We start from the raw sequence: 15,546 nt of genomic DNA, 5'->3' as shown, positions 1-15,546 counted from the left end.
CGCGTGCGTCATCCCCTCGGGACGGCGAGCTCCCACTCGGTGCCGTGCGCGCCGGTCGTCAGCTCCGCGGTGCCGCCCAGGTCCTCGAGACGGCCACGGATGGACTGGCTCACGCCCAGCCGGCCCTCGGCGGCGGCACGCTGCAGGCGTCCGTCGGCGATCCCCGCTCCCTCGTCGCGGACGCTCACGAGGACCGCGGGGCCGAGGTCCTCGAGAAGGACCCAGGCGGTCGCCGCGTCACCGACGTGGCGCGCGACGTTGTCGAGGCAGGCGTTGACCGCGGCGAGCAGCTCGTCCACGACCCGCGTCGGCAGCAGCACGGGCGTACCGGGCACGGAGACCGCGACCACCGGCGCTGGACGGGCTGCCAGCGCCGAGACGGCCGCACCGAGGTCACGCACCGCGGAGTCCGCGGCCACGGTCTGCGCACCGGCGTGCAGCATCGCCCGCAGCCGCGACTCCTGTTCCCCCGCCAGCCGGCCCAGCTCCACCCCGTCGCCGCCGAGCTCCGGCCCGCGGCGCTGCACGAGAGCCAGCACCTGCAGCACACCGTCGTGCACCGCCCGGGCCAGGCGGGCGCGCTCCTCCGCGAGGGCTGCGGCGCGCTGGGCCTGGTCACGCTGCCGGGCGATGTCCTTGAGCGCCGATCCGAGGCGCCCCAGGAGGGGTCCGCCGATCAGCAGCAGGAAGACGTTGCCGTAGTTGGACTCGGTGATGTGCGGCCACCGGATCCCGAGGTCGGCCGCGGCGATCGCCACCGCTGCTGCCAGGCCACCGCGGGCACCCCAGGCGGCAGCCCACACGAGCACGACGGCCATCACCCAGAAGCCCGGCACCGTCGCGGTGAAGTGCTCTCCCTTCAGCCACGGCGTGACCAGCAGGGACCCGACGGCGACCGCGAGGTCGGCCACGAGCACCAGCGGGGTACGCCGGCGGTGGTCGGCGTACGCCCAGGAGACCACGCCGCTCCACACGACCAGCAGGCCGAGGACGACGGCTCCGGCGGCCGGGTGCGCGTAGGTCTCCCACCGGACTGCGGCGAAGCCGACCATGTTGGCCACGACGACGAGCCGCAGCCAGAAGAGCACGCGGAACATGCCGTCGGCGACGGCATGGTCGGACGTGGGGTCAGGCAGCCGAGCCGCCATCCGTCTCGCGCGCCTCCCGGGCAGCCTTGGCCGCCTTCTTGGCGTCCGCAGCGTAGGTGTCCTTCACGTAGGTCTGGCCGGAGAGCTTCTGGATCTCGTCCATGATCTCGTCGGTCACCTTGCGGAGCACCTCGCGGTCGCCCTGCTGGCCCTGGTACGCCGAGAAGTCGAGCGGCTCGCCGAACTTGATCACCGGGCGGGTCCAGCGGCCGAAGCGCTTGCCCTGCGGCGCCAGCTTGTCCGTGCCGATGACGGCGACCGGGACGACGGGGACCCCGGTCTCGATCGCGATGACCGCCACACCGACCTTGCCCTTGTAGAGGCGGCCGTCGTGCGAGCGCGTGCCCTCGGGGTAGATGCCGAAGATGTGGCCCTCGTTGAGGATCCGCTTGGCGGTGATCAGCGCACCCTCGGCAGCCGACGCGCCGGAGCGGTCGATCGGGACGTTGCCGGTGTTGGTGAAGAAGAACTTCTTCAGCTTGCCCCGGATGCCGACACCCTCGAAGTACTCCGCCTTGGCGACGAAGCGCACCATGCGCGGAAGCGCGTTCGGGACGAACAGCCAGTCGAAGTACGACAGGTGGTTGCCCGCGAGCAGGACGCCGCCTTCCCGGGGCACGTTGTGCTGGCCGGAGACCTTGGGCAGGAAGAAGAGCTTCAGCCAGGGACCGACCGCGACGTACTTCAGGAACGAGTAGAACGGAAGGGAATCGCGCACACGCGAAGCCTAGGGCATGCCGGGCGGGCCAGCGCCGTCGCGAGCGACGCCCGGGACGTGGCCCGGCACGGCGGAGGAGGGAGCCGTGCGACCGACGACGACGCGGCCGGGACCCGTGCCGCGCGCCCCGCAGCGGGCGGGGGTTCGCCCGGCAGGTCCTTTAGGGCAGGATCATCGGCATGGTCATCCAGTCCCACCCGCTCGCATGGTCGGCGCCGGCGAACCCGGAGCTCACCGGAGGCAAGCGCATCGGCGTCCTGCTCAGCCACGGCTTCACCGGCTCGCCGGTCTCGATGCGGCCCTGGGCGGAGTACCTCCACGAGCACGGCTACGCCGTCGAGGTGCCGTGCCTGCCCGGCCACGGCACGACGTGGCAGGAGATGAACGGCACCACCTGGGCCGACTGGTACGCCGAGCTGACGGCGGCGTTCGCCCGCCTGCGGCTCACCTGCGACCAGGTCTTCGTCTTCGGCCTGTCGATGGGAGGCGGCCTCGCACTGAACCTGGCGGCCGACCGTCCCGGCGACGTCGCCGGACTGGTGCTGGTCAACCCGGCCGTCAGCTCCTCCGACCCGCGCCTGAAGGCGGTCCCGGTGCTCAAGCGCCTGGTGAAGGGCTTCCCCGGCATCGGAAACGACATCAAGAAGCAGGGCGTCGACGAGCACGGCTACGCCAAGGTGCCGCTGCGGGCCCTCGCGTCGATGCTCGCCGGCTGGGCCGCGCTGCGCCCGCGGCTGGGCCAGGTGAAGGCACCGCTGCTGCTCATCCGCTCGTCGGTCGACCACGTCGTGGACCCGGGCTCGGCCCGGATCATCCTCGGCTCGGTCGGGTCGGGCGACGTCCGCGAGGAGATCCTCACCAACAGCTTCCACGTGGCCACGCTGGACAACGACGCCCCGCACATCTTCGCGGAGTCGTTGGCGTTCCTGCGTAGGCTCTCGGTGTGACACAGGGAGACGAGGACAAGCTCTGGGCCGACATCGTCGCCCGCTACGACGAGTCGCCCGCGGCCTCCGACGTCCCCGAGGCGGAGACCGTCGCGCAGGCACCCGACACGGTGTTCGAGCCGCTCCCGCTGGTCGAACCGGCCGACACCTGGAACCCGGTTCCGTTCACGCCGGAGGACGAGGGCGCGTTCGTGCCCCCGGTGCCGCCGAAGGTGCAGCTCCCCGAGCCGCCGCGGCTCATCGCGTGGTGCGGCGTGATCGGCGCGCCCGCGGTCTTCCTGGTCTGCCTGGTCGCCGGCCTGACGCTGCCCTCGTGGGCCAGCACGCTGCTGGTCGCGTCGTTCCTCGGCGGCTTCGTCTTCCTGGTGGCGACCATGCGCAACGAGCCCCGTGACCCCTACGACGACGGCGCGCGGGTCTAGCGACCGCTAGGCCTCGTCGTCCGCGAGCACCTCGTCGCGGACCAGGGCAGCCGCGCCGATGAGCCCGGCCGCGTTGCCGAGCCGTGCGGGGACGACCGCGGGCACCTCCCGGTGCCCGGCGCCCACGAGCGAGCGCTCGAGCGCCACGCGTGCCGGCTCGAGCAGCCGGTCGCCGGCCTCGGAGACCCCGCCACCGACGACCACCACCTCCGGGTCGAACGCCGCGACCAGGTTGGCCAGGCCGACCCCCAGCCACTCCCCGACCTCCGCGAACGCCGCGCGTGCCAGCAGGTCGCCCGCGGCTGCGGCGTCAGAGACCATGGGGCCGGTCAGCAGCTCCGCGTTGCCGGCGCACAGCTCCTCGAGCATCGACGGCCTGCTGCCGAGGCCCGCGCGCGCGACGCGCTCGAGGGCCCGCCCCGAGCAGTACTGCTCCCAGCATCCGCGTGAGCCGCACTCGCACGGCGCCCCGCCCGGCACGACCTGCATGTGGCCGAACTCCCCGGCCATCCCGTTGTGCCCGCGGTAGAGCCGGCCATCGATGACGATGCCTCCGCCGAGTCCGGTGCCGAGGTTGACCATCACGACGTGCCGGTAGCCGCGCGCGGCGCCGAGCACGAGCTCACCGTAGGTCGCGGCGGTGGCATCGTTCTCCAGACGTACCGGTGCGCCCCAGCGGGCGGCGAGCCGCGAGCGGACCGGCTCGTCGAGCCACGGCAGGTGGGGCGCGAACCGGACCCGCTCCCCCGCCGCGTCGACGAACCCGGCGGCCGCCACGCCGACTCCGGCGAGCGGGCTGCCGTCCGCCGCGTCCACGACAGCCTCGGTCAGCGCGTCCTCGACCATCGCGGCGTCGACGCGCCGCCCCGGCGTCGTGCGCCTCGCCGTGCGCGTCACGCGACCCTGCGCGTCGACCACACCCGCCAGCACCTTGGTGCCGCCGACGTCGACGCCCACCCACACCGGATCAGTCACGGGGACAGTCTGCCGTGTCGGCCAATCGGTCAGACTTGGTTGCACAAGCGGATCAAACCGGTCTGGACCGCTCCCGCACAGCGCCACCGGCTCCTACGTTCGTTGTCATGGCCGGTCGGGAGGAAGAGGGAGCCGCCGCAGTCGAGTTCGCGCTCGTGCTGCCGCTGCTGCTCACCCTCGTCTTCGCCCTCATCGACTTCGGGGTCCTCTTCGGGCAGACCCTCGCCCTCAACAACGCCGCCCGCGAAGCGGCGCGCCAGGGCGCGGTGCCCGGCCTCACCTGTGCCCAGGTCAAGGCCACAGGACAGTCGTCGGCGACCTCGATCGGCATGACCGGCAGCGCCGTCACCCCGACGGTCTCCCCCTGTCCCTCCGGCGAGGTGTGCTCCGGCTCCGTCCCGGGGCAGGCACTGACGGTGACCCTGACCTACACGCACCAGTGGCTGGTGCCGATACCGGTGCCGGGCGTGCCGTCGACGTACACGATCCGCGGGCACGGTGAGTTCCGGTGCGAGTACTCGTGAGCCGCGAGCGCGACGAGGGCGGCGCGATCGCGATCATGACCGCCCTGCTGAGTGTGGCACTGCTGGTGGTCGGGGCCTTCAGCGTCGACATCGGCATGGCCTACACCTCGCGGATGGCGCTCCAGACCGCGGCGGACGCCGGAGCCCTCGCCGCCGCGGCGACGTACGCCGGCGCGGCCGGCCGCAGCTGCACGGACCTGTTGGGGGCCGTGCCCGAGGCCACGGCGCGCCAGACCGCCGAGCGCTACCTCACCGCCAACCGCTCGGCGCTGACCACCACGGCGACCGGCACGTTCACGGCCAGGTGCGCCGACGGCACCGTGCGGGTCGGGTTCGACGTGCAGGGCGACACCGCGACCTACCTGGGCCGGCTGGCTGGTGCCGGCGAGACACTCACCTCCTCCGCCCACGCGACCGCAGCGGTCGAGGTCGCACCGGGAGGCGACGGGCTGCGTCCGCTCGGGATCTGCGGTGCGGACGTGCCGGCATCGGCCGCTCCCGGCACGGTCTGGCGCACCTACGCCCCCGGCGACGGTCTCGCCTCCGCCGCGAGCTGTCCCCTGCCGCCGACCCCCGGCAACTGGTGGACCCTCGACTGCCCCGGGGAGAACGCAGACGACGGCGGCAACGGCCAGGCCCAGCTCTACGACGAGATCAGCAACGGCTGCTCCCTCCCGATCACCGCGGTCAGCGGGCAGGAGGGCCTGACCGGCACGGTGCTCGGTGCCCGTCTGCGCGCGGCCTGCCCCGTCGCGTCGAGCACACCGCCGTACGCGTGCCTGTCGGGCGACCCGGGGCAGCCCGATGCCGGCCAGGTCGAGAACGCCTGGGCCGGGCTCATCGACTCGGGCACGACGGTGGGCCTGCCGGTCTTCTGCGCTCCCGGGACGTGCGGCCCGACGATCACCGGGACCGGCACGAGCGCGGTCTTCCCCGTCCAGCGGGTCGTGGCCGTGACGGTCTGCGGCTACCACTTCGGCAAGCAGCTCAAGAAGCGGTACAGCAGCGGGATCGGCGCGTGCGCCCCGGCCAACGCGGACGCAGGAGCCCTGATGGCGGACGACAGCGAGAAGAACTACCTGCTGCTGGTCTCCCGGACGCTGTTCGCCTCGGGAACCACCCAGGCGACGGGGTGCAGCCTCGGGGACGCCGGCTGCGACGGCGGCCTGCGCCGGGTCCGCCTGGTGCAGTGACCCGTGGCCGAGCCGGCCGGATCAGCCGAACGGACCGTCGAAGGGGCCGAAGTCGTCGTCCTCGAGGTCGATCTTCTCGACCGGGTCACGCCGGGCGTGCTGCCCGCCGCTGGCCTTGGCCTCCTCGGGAACGGCGGCCTGGAGGACCGCCGAGGCGGCCTGCGCGACGCTGGCAGCGGCGATCGCGAGGTGCGTGCGCACCTCGGGGCTGCTCTCGCGGACGATGTTGATCACCCGGCACAGCGGGCAGTACCTGCAGTCGTCGCCACCGGTCGCGAAGTGGGCGCTGGCCTCGTGGAACGCGCCCCCGAGCCCGGCACCGAGGCCCGCACCGGCGTCAGCGCCGTGCTCCTTCGCCCAGCCCGAGAGGGCACCGAGCAGCTTGGCGGTCTCCTCGGCGACGGAGCCGACCTCCGGCTGACCACCGTGGGTGTCGGTCATCACTGCCCCCTCTCCTCGAAACGGACCTGCAGCGCTCCATGGTCGACCCTCGCGCCCTTCACGTCCAAACGGGCGAGGCCTGCCGGGAGTGTGAAGAGGCGACGGTAGGAGCCCACGGTCAGCACCAGCTCGTCGCCGTGGCGGACCAGGTCGACGTCGCCGCGCTCGACGAACGGCAGGGCGAGCCGCAGCACCGCACCGGTCTCCGTGCGGGCCACCTGGAGCGGCCCGGGCCCCGTCGGTACGCCGAGCGGGTCGCTGTCGCCGTACAGCGCGCGGGCGAACGCGCCCAGCGCCTCCACCCCGACCGGCTCGGCGGCGTGGTACTCCGAACGCCACAGCTGGAGGCCCTCGAAGGACTGCACCGTCTCGGCCAGCACCTTCGTCTGGGCATCCACCCAGCCGGCTCGCCAGCCGTCCGGCGCCTCGTCGGGGCCGATCGCCGGGAAGATCCGGTTGGCGACCACCCCGTCGACGCGGTAGCCGAAGAGGGAGAGGGTCGTGAAGGACCGCCGTGCCTCTGCCAGCACGACCGTCTCGGGCGTCATCACGATCCGCACGCTGGCCTCGGGGCCCGACAGGATCTGGCGGACCTCGTCGAGCTCGGCGTGCAGCCGCTCCATCGCGTCGAACGTGTTGTCCTCCGGCAGCGGGACGCCGACGGCCTTGGTGAGCAGCGGACGGAACGCCTTGATCGCCTTGCGACCGACCGGGAAGACCCGCTCCATGTACCAGGCGAGGGCCTCGGGCAGCGCGAGCAGCCGCAGCGTCTCCGCGGTGGGGGCGCAGTCGACGACGACCGTCTCCCAGTCGCCGGAGAGCACGTGGCGCCGCAGCTGCAGCAGCGCCAGCACCTCCTCGGCGCCCGGGATGACCGTGAGCTCCTCGGCTGCCACCGGGTCGACGCCGGCCGCGTCGAGCACGGAGAGCAGGTAGCGCTGGATGTCGGCCCAGGACTCCTCGAAGAGGCGCTGGGCGTCCACCTGCTCGACGTAGAGGTTCTCGGCGACACGCGTCGGGGTCGGGCCGATCGCGCACCCGAAGGCGTCGGCCAGGGAGTGCGCGGCATCGGTGGACAGGATCAGCGTGCGGCGTCCGGACGCAGCCGAGGCGACCGCGGTCGAGGAGGCCGTCGTGGACTTGCCCACGCCGCCCTTGCCGGTGAACAGCAGGATGCGCACTGCTCCAGGACCCCGTGTCAGAGCGACTCGACGCGCTTCTTGAGCCCCTTGAGCGCGGTGTCGATGAGGATCTTCTCGCCCTTGCGCTTGATCATGCCGATCATCGGGATCGCGAGCTCCGCGGTGAGGCTGTAGGTCACCTCGGTGCCCTCCTCGACGGGCTTCAGCACGTAGGAGCCGTCGAGACGGTGCAGCATGCGGCCCTCGGCGAGCGTCCAGGAGACCTCGAGGTCGTGCCAGGTGTAGGCCAGCGTGTACGCGTCGCGGATCGGCGGCACGTCGAGCTCGAAGTGCACCTTCTCGGCACGCTGCCCGGGCTCGCCCGCGACCACCTCGGCGGCCATCACGCCCTTGGCCCAGACGGGGTACGCCGCGAAGTCGGCGATGACCGCCATGACCTCGCCCGGCGACGCGTCGACGACGATCGACGACGTGGTCTGTTCGGCCATCAGGACAACCTCCGTGGGGCTGGCGGGTCCGGCAACCGTACCGGATACCCGCGGTACGCCGGACGCCGGTAACGTGCCGCCCGTGCGCGAGTTCTCGACTCCCCCGGCGCCTGCGCTTCCCCAGGCGGGCGACCTCGGCAACCTGACCGACGACGTCGTCGTCAATGCCACCGCGCACGGCGAGACCGCCGTCGTGGTCCGCCGCGACGGCGCCGGGGCCTGGACCGAGGTCTCCGCGGCCGCCTTCCGGGCCGAGGTCACGGCGACCGCGAAGGGACTGGTCGCGACCGGCGTCCAGCCCGGTGACCGGGTGGCGATCCTCGCGCGCACGCGCTGGGAGTGGACCGTCCTCGACTACGCCATCTGGTTCGCCGGCGGCGTCAGCGTCCCCGTCTACGAGACCTCCTCCGTCGACCAGCTCACGTGGATCCTCGAGGACTCCGGGGCCACCGTCGTCCTCGTGGAGCACGCCGCGCACGCGGAGCGCGTGGCGGCCACCGGGTCCACGGCACAGGTCCTGGTCATCGACGACGGCGCGCTCGCCGACCTCGCCGCGAAGGGTGCCGGTGTGACCGACGCCGACCTCGAGGAGCGTCGCACGCAGGCCGGGCCCGGCGACCTCGCGACGCTGGTCTACACCTCGGGCACCACCGGCCGACCGAAGGGCTGCATGCTCACCCACGGCTCGCTGATGAGCGAGATCACGCTGGCCACCCACGAGCTCCCCGACATCTTCGCCGAGGACGCCGGCACCACGCTCCTCTTCCTCCCCCTCGCCCACGTCTTCGCCCGCGTCGTGCAGCTGGGCTGCATGCGCGCGCGGGTGAAGATCGCCCACTCCTCCGACATCCGCGGGCTCGCGACGTACCTCGGCGAGCTGGAGCCGTCGTTCGTCTTCGGGGTGCCACGGATCTTCGAGAAGCTCTTCAACGCCGCCTCCCAGCAGGCGGCCGCCGACGGCAAGGGCCGGATCTTCGACCGGGCCGTCGAGACCGCGATCGCCTGGTCGCGCGCCCAGGACACCCACGGCCGGGTGCCGGTCCGCCTGCGCGCGCAGCACGCGCTCTTCGCCCGCCTCGTCTACGGGCGGATCCACGAGCGGCTCGGGGGCCGCTGCACGTGGGCCTTCTCCGCCGGGGCACCGCTCGGCGAGCGGCTGGGCCACTTCTACCGCGGCATCGGGATCCCGGTGCTCGAGGCCTACGGCCTCACCGAGACCTCCGGCGCGCTCACCGTGAACTCGACGTCAGCGCAGAAGGTCGGCTCGGTCGGTCGCCCGCTGCCCGGGACGGCGGTCAGGGTCGCCGACGACGGCGAGCTGCTCTTCCGCGGCCCCCAGGTCTTCCGTGGCTACTGGCACAACGCCGAGGCCAGCTCCGAGGTGCTCGAGCCGGCGAGCGAGGGCGGCTGGTTCCACACCGGCGACGTCGGCGAGGTCGACGACGAGGGCTTCGTCCGGATCACGGGCCGCAAGAAGGAGCTGCTGGTCACCGCCGGGGGCAAGAACGTCGCCCCCGCGATCCTGGAGAACCGGCTCCGGTCGCACCCGATCGTCAGCCAGTGCATGGTGGTCGGCGACGGCGAGCCGTTCATCGGCGCCCTCGTCACCATCGACGCCGACGCCTTCGCCCAGTGGGCCGAGAGCACCGGCAGGTCGGGCAGCATCGCATCGCTGGTCGACGACCCCGACCTGCGCGCGGAGGTGCAGCGCGCCGTCGACGCCACCAACAGCGCGGTGAGCCAGGCCGAGGCGATCCGGAAGTTCACGATCCTCCCCGAGGACTGGACCGAGGAGGGCGGCCAGCTGACGCCGTCACTGAAGCTCAAGCGCACCGTCGTGATGCGCGAGTTCCGGCGCGACGTCGCCGCCCTGTACGGGCGCTGATGCCATCCGGCGGGACCAAAGTCCTAGTCCAAATGGGTCATATGTCGGTCGGATGGTCACCGAACCTCTCCAGATGAGGCATTGTGATGCATGCAACTCGGGAGGGAGTTGCTGACGGGACGGTTCTGGGAGGGAAACCGAGTCGTCCGGTCATGGTCACCTATTTCATCGAGGGTGTCATGGACCGTAGGAAGATCCTGCTTGTCCTGGCAGCGGTCATCGCCGCGCTGGGAACCATGCTCGTCTGGCTCTACGTACGCGGCGCTGACGGCCGCGCACAGGCGCAGTACGAGACTGTCAACGTCCTCGTCGCGACGCAGGACATCGCGCCGGGCGAGACGTTCGCTGCCGCATCGCAGGCCGGCAAGTTCGAGAAGAAGGCGGTTCCCGCCAACGTCGTGCTCTCCGGGGCACAGACTGACCTCTCCGCGCTCGACGGTGAGGTCGCGCTGACCACCGTCTACGCCGGCGAGCAGATCATCTCCGCCAAGTGGGGCGGCTCCAGTGCCGTCGACGTCACCTCGAAGGTGATCGCGATCCCCAAGGGCAAGATGGCGGTGACGGTCAACCTGACCGACCCGCAGCGCCTCGCCGGCTTCGTCCGGCCCGGCTCGCAGGTCGCCGTCATGGTCGCGGTCGACGACCAGAAGGCCGACACCTACTACGCGAACACGCTGCTGCAGAAGGTCACCGTCCTCGGCGTCGGCGACACCTCGACGGTCACGAAGACGAAGACCACCAAGGACGGCGAGTCCACCACGGACGCGGTGCCGCAGACCCTCGTCACGCTGGCCGTCACGCAGAAGCAGGCGGAGCAGCTCATGTGGGGCACCAACTTCGGGACCCTGTCGCTCGCGCTGATCACCGACACCACCGACCTCTCGACGACCCCCCGGGTCACCGAGAAGAACCTCACGAGCTGAGGCCGTCATGCCCGTCATCGTCGAAACCGACGCGGGCACCGTCGAGGCACTGGCCCGGGCACTTCCGCCCGGCACCCACGCCGTCGACGGCACCGTCCCGCTGAACGCCTGGCTCCTGCACCGCACCGACGAGTACGTCGTCGTGCTCGGGCCCGGCCTGGACCTCACCGAGGCGATCGCCACCTGCGAGAGCCTCCGGCTGACCCGTCCCACGACCAGCGTCGTGCTGGTCCGCCACGAGGTCGACACCGACGTCCTGTACCGCGCCATGCAGGCCGGCTGCCGCGACGTCGTACGCACCGCGGACGCCGACGGCATCCGCGCCGCGGCCGCCCGTGCCCACCAGCTCTGGGAGGCCTTCAGCGGCCAGAGCGCTTCGGGCCCGCACGGCTCGCTGATCACCGTCTTCGCCCCCAAGGGCGGCGTCGGGAAGACCACGACGTCCGTCAACCTCGCGCTGGCCCTCGCCGACGGAGGCTCGCGCAAGGTCTGCCTGGTCGACCTCGACCTCGCCTTCGGCGACGTCGCGATCACGATGCAGCTCTTCCCGACGCACACCATCGAGGAGGCGATCGGCTCCGAGGACGGCATCGACCCCGCCCTCGTCGCGTCGCTGCTGACGCGTCACGAGGAGTCCCTCATGGTGCTGGCGGCGCCGAACCTGCCCGACGGCCGCGACCGGGTCACCGCCCGCCTCGTCTCGCGGATGCTCCGCACGCTGCGCCAGCAGTTCGACTACGTCGTGGTCGACACCGCGCCGAACTTCGACGAGCAGACGCTGCAGGCGCTCGACGAGACCGACGAGTGCATCGTCATCGCGACGCTCGACGTGCCGACCCTGAAGAACGTCAAGGTGGCGCTCGAGACGCTCGACCTGCTCAACATCGCGCAGGGCCACCGGCACCTCGTCCTCAACCGCGCGGACGACGCCGTCGGCCTCGACAACGACAAGGTCGAGGCGATCCTCGGCCTGCCGGTCACCACGCCGATCCCGTCCTCGACGGACATCGCCGCGGCGACGAACGCCGGCAAGCCGATCGTCCTCTCGAGCCCCGACCACGCCGCGAGCCGGGCCTTCCGCCAGCTCGCCGGGCACATGGCGCTCGCTGCGGGCGACACCGACCACCCGGTCGTCGGCGAGGGCTCCGACGGCGCTGGCCGGGTCCGCAAGCTGCGACTGAGGAGGGCCGGCGCATGAGTCTCGCCGATCGCCTGAGGGCGGCCCAGGACGCCGCGGCCGCCGAGGCAGCCGCTGCCGCCGCCGCTGCCGCGGTCGCGGGTGTCCCCGAGGTGGAGACGATCGATGCGGGCCTGCCCGCAGCCGACGCCGTCGAGACCGTGCCCGTCGTCGACGCGGCCCCGCCCGCGCCCCTCGCCCCGCCTGCGCCGGCCGTGCAGCCGGCGCCGATCGTGCCGGTCGTGCCGGCTGCAGCGGTCCAGCCGCCGCTGCCGCCGGCCCCCGTGGCGCCGTCGCACCGCCGGGCGCCCGAGGAGACGCCGGGTGCGGAGGTCGCGAACCTCGCCACCCGCCGTGCCGCCGTCGGCGGTGCGGACAAGTTCGCCGAGCTGAAGGCCGCGGTGCACTCCGAGATGCTCAAGCAGCTCGGACCGCAGCTCTACGAGGCCGACGTCCCGTCGGAGGAGCTGGGCGCCAAGGTCCGTGCGACGCTCAAGGACGTCCTCGCGGCGCAGGACCGTCCGCTGTCGACGGCCGACCGTGCCCAGGTGACCAAGGAGATCACCGACGACATCCTCGGCTACGGGCCGATCGAGGCGCTGCTGGCCGACCCGGAGGTCACCGAGGTCATGGTCAACGGACCGCAGATGGTCTTCGTCGAGCGCGCGGGCAAGCTCACCAAGACCCCGGTCCAGTTCGACGACGACCAGCACCTGCGCCGCATCATCGACAAGATCGTGTCGCGCATCGGCCGCCGCGTGGACGAGTCCTCCCCCATGGTGGACGCCCGTCTCCCCGACGGGTCGCGTGTCAACGCCGTCATCCCGCCGCTGGCCATCGACGGCTCCGCGCTGACGATCCGCAAGTTCGCGACCGACCCGTTCACGGTGCAGGACCTGATCAGCTTCGGGTCGCTCTCGCAGCGCACGGCGGACTTCCTCGAGGCCTGCGTCCGCGGCAAGCTCAACATCATCGTCTCGGGCTCCACCGGCGCCGGGAAGACCACGACGCTCAACGTGCTCTCCAGCTTCATCCCCAACGACGAGCGCATCGTCACCATCGAGGACGCCGCCGAGCTGCAGCTCAAGCAGGAGCACGTCGTCCGCCTGGAGTCCCGCCCGCCGAACATCGAGGGCAAGGGCGCGATCACGATCCGCGACCTGGTCAAGAACAGCCTCCGCATGCGTCCCGACCGGATCGTCGTCGGCGAGGTCCGCGACGCCTCCGCGCTCGACATGCTGCAGGCGATGAACACCGGCCACGACGGCTCGATCACCACCCTGCACTCCAACGGCCCGCGCGACACGCTCGCCCGCATGGAGACGCTGGTGCTGATGGCCGGCATGGACCTGCCGATCCGCGCCATCCGCGAGCAGGTCGCCTCGGCGGTCGACGTGATCGTCCACCAGGCCCGCCTGCGGGACGGCTCCCGCCGGATCACCCACGTGACCGAGGTGGAGCGCATGGAGGGCGACATCATCACCCTCCAGGACATCTTCGTCTACGACCACTCGCGCGGCTTCGACGCCGACGGCAAGAGCCTCGGCGGCCTCCGCTCGACCGGACTCCGCCCCAAGTTCCTCGAGAAGATGGAGCACGCCAACGTGCGGGTCGACCCGCTCGTCTTCGCCCGGGACGGTGTGGCATGAGGCGCGTGCTGCTGGCCACGCTCGCGTGCTGCGCCGTGCTGGCCCCGGGGCAGGCCCGGGCGGCCGACGCCCCGGCGACGGTCAGCCACATCGAGGCGCACGACGGCACGCTGGACCTGCTGGTCTCCGTCCCGGCCGGCGCGCACATCGACCTCCCCGGCGTCAGCGTCACGGTCGACGGCGCGGCAGCCGACACCGAGGCCAGCCTCGCCGGGTCGGCATCGGCCGTGACCATCCGGCGTACGACGGTGCTCGCGATGGACACCAGCGAGTCGATGAAGGGCGCACGCTTCGCGGCGGCACGGGCGGCCGCGAAGAGCTACCTCGCGTCGGTGCCCGCCGACGTCGCGGTGGGCATCGTGACCTTCGACCGTTCCGTCCACGCCCTGCTCGCCCCGACCACCGACCGCGCAGCCGCGAACCGGGCCGTCGACGGCCTCGAGCTGGCCCACGGCACGGTGCTCTACGACGGCATCAAGGCCGCCGTGAAGCAGCTCGGCACGGAGGGCCAGCGCACCGTCCTGCTCCTCTCCGACGGCAGGAACACCAACCGGACCACGCTCTCCTCGGTCACCTCCGCCGTCTCCGCGGCGAAGGTCTCGCTCGACGCGGTCGCCCTCGACCAGTCCGCGAGCGACCTGGGCGCCCTCCGTGCACTCACGCACGCGGGCAAGGGACAGCTCGTGCCGGCCGACGCCGCCGCCGTGGGGAAGGCGTTCGCCGCCGAGGCGGCCGTGCTCGCCCGCCAGGTGCAGGTCACCGTGAAGGTCCCCGCGTCGGTGACGGCCACGGAGGCCGACGTCGCGGTGGCGCTCCCGGTCTCCGGCGGCAGCACGCTGCACGCGACGACGTACGCCGTCGTGCGGGACCGCGGCGTGACGCCCACGAAGGCGGCGTACCAGCTCAAGGAGGCGACCCACGCGCTCCAGCTCCCGCCGGGCGTGCTCTACGGCGGCCTGGCGGCGTTCGGCCTCGGCATCGCGGTCCTGCTGGCCGGCGTCCTGTCGATGGCCGGCGGCGACCGCGGGCTGCGCAGCGTCGAGCAGCGGATCGCCGCCTACGGCCCCGGCGCGGTGCTGCACAAGGTGCAGGCGAAGAGCGAGTCCGCCTTCAACCTCGACCAGGCCAAGGAGGCAGCCGCCTCCATGCTCCACCGCAACAAGGGACTGGAGGCCCGCATCGAGCAGCGGCTCGAGGCCGGCGGCTCGGCGCTCAAGCCGGCCGAGTGGCTGCTGCTGCACGGCGTGATCGCCATGCTGGCCGGCCTCGTCGGCCTCATGCTCGGCGGCGGGAGCCTCCTGCTGCTGCTGGTCGGCCTCGGCCTCGGTGTCGCACTCCCCTGGTGGTGGCTGGGACGCAAGCAGAAGAAGCGGGTCCAGGCGTTCAACTCCGGACTCGCCGACACCCTGCAGCTCATCGCCGGCAGCCTCTCGGCGGGCATGTCGCTGGCCCAGGCGATCGACGCCGTCGTCAACGAGGGCAACGAGCCGATCGCGGGCGAGTTCAAGCGGGTCCTCATCGAGAGCCGCCTCGGCGTGCCGCTCGAGATCGCGCTCGAGGGCATCGCGCAGCGGATCGAGAGCGTCGACTTCGCCTGGGTCGTCATGGCCATCCGGATCCAGCGGGAGGTCGGCGGCAACCTGGCCGAGCTGCTCACCACCGTCGCCGCGACCCTGCGCGAGCGGGACTACCTGCGCCGCCAGGTGCAGACGCTGTCGGCCGAGGGCCGGCTCTCGGCGTACATCCTGATCGCCCTGCCGATCGCCATGGCGGCGTACCTGTTCCTGACCCGACGCAGCTTCCTCGCGCCGCTCTACACGACCGGGCTCGGCTACCTGATGATCGCGGGCTGCATCGTCCTGCTCACCCTGGGCTGGGTCACCATGAGCAAGATCGTGAAGGTGGAGGTCTGAG

General features: G+C 72.3%; 15 protein-coding genes. 9 read left to right on the top strand and 6 right to left on the bottom strand.

Annotation, left to right across the window (positions count from 1 at the left end):
- Nucleotides 1-8 precede the first annotated feature (8 nt).
- Nucleotides 9-1,148 carry a MacS family sensor histidine kinase gene (gene macS / locus Q5722_RS13105; protein ID WP_305028701.1) on the bottom strand — a complete coding sequence of 380 codons (1,140 nt, stop codon included), beginning with the start codon at nt 1,146-1,148 and terminating at the stop codon, nt 9-11.
- Nucleotides 1,129-1,866 carry a lysophospholipid acyltransferase family protein gene (locus Q5722_RS13100; protein WP_305028700.1) on the bottom strand — a complete coding sequence of 246 codons (738 nt, stop codon included), beginning with the start codon at nt 1,864-1,866 and terminating at the stop codon, nt 1,129-1,131. The genes macS and Q5722_RS13100 overlap by 20 nt, the downstream gene beginning before the upstream one ends.
- A 179-nt stretch (nt 1,867-2,045) precedes the next feature.
- Here Q5722_RS13100 and Q5722_RS13095 point away from each other — a divergent pair, with 179 nt between their 5' ends.
- Both Q5722_RS13095 and Q5722_RS13090 read left to right on the top strand, forming a co-directional pair.
- Entirely contained in the window at nt 2,046-2,813 is a 768-nt protein-coding gene (locus Q5722_RS13095; protein ID WP_305028699.1) for an alpha/beta hydrolase, read from the top strand.
- The gene (locus Q5722_RS13090) at nt 2,810-3,235 is read left to right on the top strand and encodes a hypothetical protein (RefSeq protein WP_305028698.1); all 426 of its coding nucleotides are present in this window, start codon (nt 2,810-2,812) and stop codon (nt 3,233-3,235) included. Before Q5722_RS13095 ends, Q5722_RS13090 begins: the two co-directional genes overlap by 4 nt.
- A gap of 6 nt (nt 3,236-3,241) precedes the next feature.
- On the opposite strand, the gene Q5722_RS13085 is transcribed toward Q5722_RS13090, so the two are convergent.
- Nucleotides 3,242-4,210, bottom strand: a complete 969-nt coding sequence (locus Q5722_RS13085) for an ROK family protein (RefSeq protein ID WP_305028697.1) — start codon at nt 4,208-4,210, stop codon at nt 3,242-3,244.
- Between the two features lie 107 nt (nt 4,211-4,317).
- Between Q5722_RS13085 and Q5722_RS13080 the strand changes: the two genes are divergently transcribed.
- Complete coding sequence (locus Q5722_RS13080) at nt 4,318-4,734, top strand: TadE/TadG family type IV pilus assembly protein (protein WP_305028696.1); 417 nt, start codon at nt 4,318-4,320, stop codon at nt 4,732-4,734.
- Nucleotides 4,731-5,927, top strand: coding sequence for a pilus assembly protein TadG-related protein (locus Q5722_RS13075; protein WP_305028695.1), 1,197 nt, complete (start codon nt 4,731-4,733; stop codon nt 5,925-5,927). Before Q5722_RS13080 ends, Q5722_RS13075 begins: the two co-directional genes overlap by 4 nt.
- A 21-nt stretch (nt 5,928-5,948) precedes the next feature.
- Here the strand turns inward: Q5722_RS13075 and Q5722_RS13070 are convergent, their stop codons facing one another.
- Genes Q5722_RS13070 through Q5722_RS13060 form a run of 3 tightly spaced genes read right to left on the bottom strand, consistent with a single transcriptional unit; the run spans nt 5,949 to nt 7,998 of the window.
- Nucleotides 5,949-6,368, bottom strand: coding sequence for a hypothetical protein (locus Q5722_RS13070; protein WP_305028694.1), 420 nt, complete (start codon nt 6,366-6,368; stop codon nt 5,949-5,951).
- Nucleotides 6,368-7,549, bottom strand: a complete 1,182-nt coding sequence (locus Q5722_RS13065; protein WP_305028693.1) for an ArsA family ATPase — start codon at nt 7,547-7,549, stop codon at nt 6,368-6,370. Before Q5722_RS13065 ends, Q5722_RS13070 begins: the two co-directional genes overlap by 1 nt.
- A 17-nt stretch (nt 7,550-7,566) precedes the next feature.
- Nucleotides 7,567-7,998: an SRPBCC family protein gene (locus tag Q5722_RS13060; protein WP_305028692.1), complete on the bottom strand. Its 432-nt coding sequence runs from the start codon at nt 7,996-7,998 to the stop codon at nt 7,567-7,569.
- Nucleotides 7,999-8,080: 82 nt separating this feature from the next.
- Between Q5722_RS13060 and Q5722_RS13055 the strand changes: the two genes are divergently transcribed.
- From Q5722_RS13055 to Q5722_RS13035, 5 genes are all read left to right on the top strand, one after another.
- Entirely contained in the window at nt 8,081-9,883 is a 1,803-nt protein-coding gene (locus Q5722_RS13055) for an AMP-dependent synthetase/ligase (protein WP_305028691.1), read from the top strand.
- A 179-nt stretch (nt 9,884-10,062) separates the two neighbouring features.
- Nucleotides 10,063-10,806 carry a Flp pilus assembly protein CpaB gene (gene cpaB, locus Q5722_RS13050; protein WP_305028690.1) on the top strand — a complete coding sequence of 248 codons (744 nt, stop codon included), beginning with the start codon at nt 10,063-10,065 and terminating at the stop codon, nt 10,804-10,806.
- A 7-nt stretch (nt 10,807-10,813) separates the two neighbouring features.
- Complete coding sequence (locus Q5722_RS13045) at nt 10,814-12,004, top strand: CpaE/TadZ family protein (RefSeq protein ID WP_305028689.1); 1,191 nt, start codon at nt 10,814-10,816, stop codon at nt 12,002-12,004.
- Complete coding sequence (locus Q5722_RS13040; RefSeq protein ID WP_305028688.1) at nt 12,001-13,632, top strand: TadA family conjugal transfer-associated ATPase; 1,632 nt, start codon at nt 12,001-12,003, stop codon at nt 13,630-13,632. The genes Q5722_RS13045 and Q5722_RS13040 overlap by 4 nt, the downstream gene beginning before the upstream one ends.
- Nucleotides 13,629-15,545, top strand: a complete 1,917-nt coding sequence (locus tag Q5722_RS13035; protein WP_305028687.1) for a type II secretion system F family protein — start codon at nt 13,629-13,631, stop codon at nt 15,543-15,545. Before Q5722_RS13040 ends, Q5722_RS13035 begins: the two co-directional genes overlap by 4 nt.
- The last annotated feature ends 1 nt before the right edge of the window (nt 15,546 follow it).

The organism is Nocardioides jiangxiensis (genome assembly GCF_030580915.1).
Classification (GTDB): Bacteria; Actinomycetota; Actinomycetes; order Propionibacteriales; family Nocardioidaceae; genus Nocardioides; species Nocardioides jiangxiensis.
The sequence above is the reverse complement of the archived record's forward strand: the minus strand, read 5'-3'. Positions and strand labels throughout refer to the sequence as shown.

Excerpts from the sequence above, each read along its gene's own strand:
- Q5722_RS13040 (WP_305028688.1), top strand. The coding sequence starts at position 12,001 with ATGAGTCTCGCCGATCGCCTGAGGGCGGCCCAGGACGCCGCGGCCGCC.
- Q5722_RS13080 (WP_305028696.1), top strand. The coding sequence starts at position 4,318 with ATGGCCGGTCGGGAGGAAGAGGGAGCCGCCGCAGTCGAGTTCGCGCTC.
- macS (WP_305028701.1), bottom strand. The coding sequence starts at position 1,148 with ATGGCGGCTCGGCTGCCTGACCCCACGTCCGACCATGCCGTCGCCGAC.
- Q5722_RS13095 (WP_305028699.1), top strand. The coding sequence starts at position 2,046 with ATGGTCATCCAGTCCCACCCGCTCGCATGGTCGGCGCCGGCGAACCCG.
- Q5722_RS13060 (WP_305028692.1), bottom strand. The coding sequence starts at position 7,998 with ATGGCCGAACAGACCACGTCGTCGATCGTCGTCGACGCGTCGCCGGGC.
- cpaB (WP_305028690.1), top strand. The coding sequence starts at position 10,063 with ATGGACCGTAGGAAGATCCTGCTTGTCCTGGCAGCGGTCATCGCCGCG.
- Q5722_RS13070 (WP_305028694.1), bottom strand. The coding sequence starts at position 6,368 with ATGACCGACACCCACGGTGGTCAGCCGGAGGTCGGCTCCGTCGCCGAG.
- Q5722_RS13035 (WP_305028687.1), top strand. The coding sequence starts at position 13,629 with ATGAGGCGCGTGCTGCTGGCCACGCTCGCGTGCTGCGCCGTGCTGGCC.
- Q5722_RS13045 (WP_305028689.1), top strand. The coding sequence starts at position 10,814 with ATGCCCGTCATCGTCGAAACCGACGCGGGCACCGTCGAGGCACTGGCC.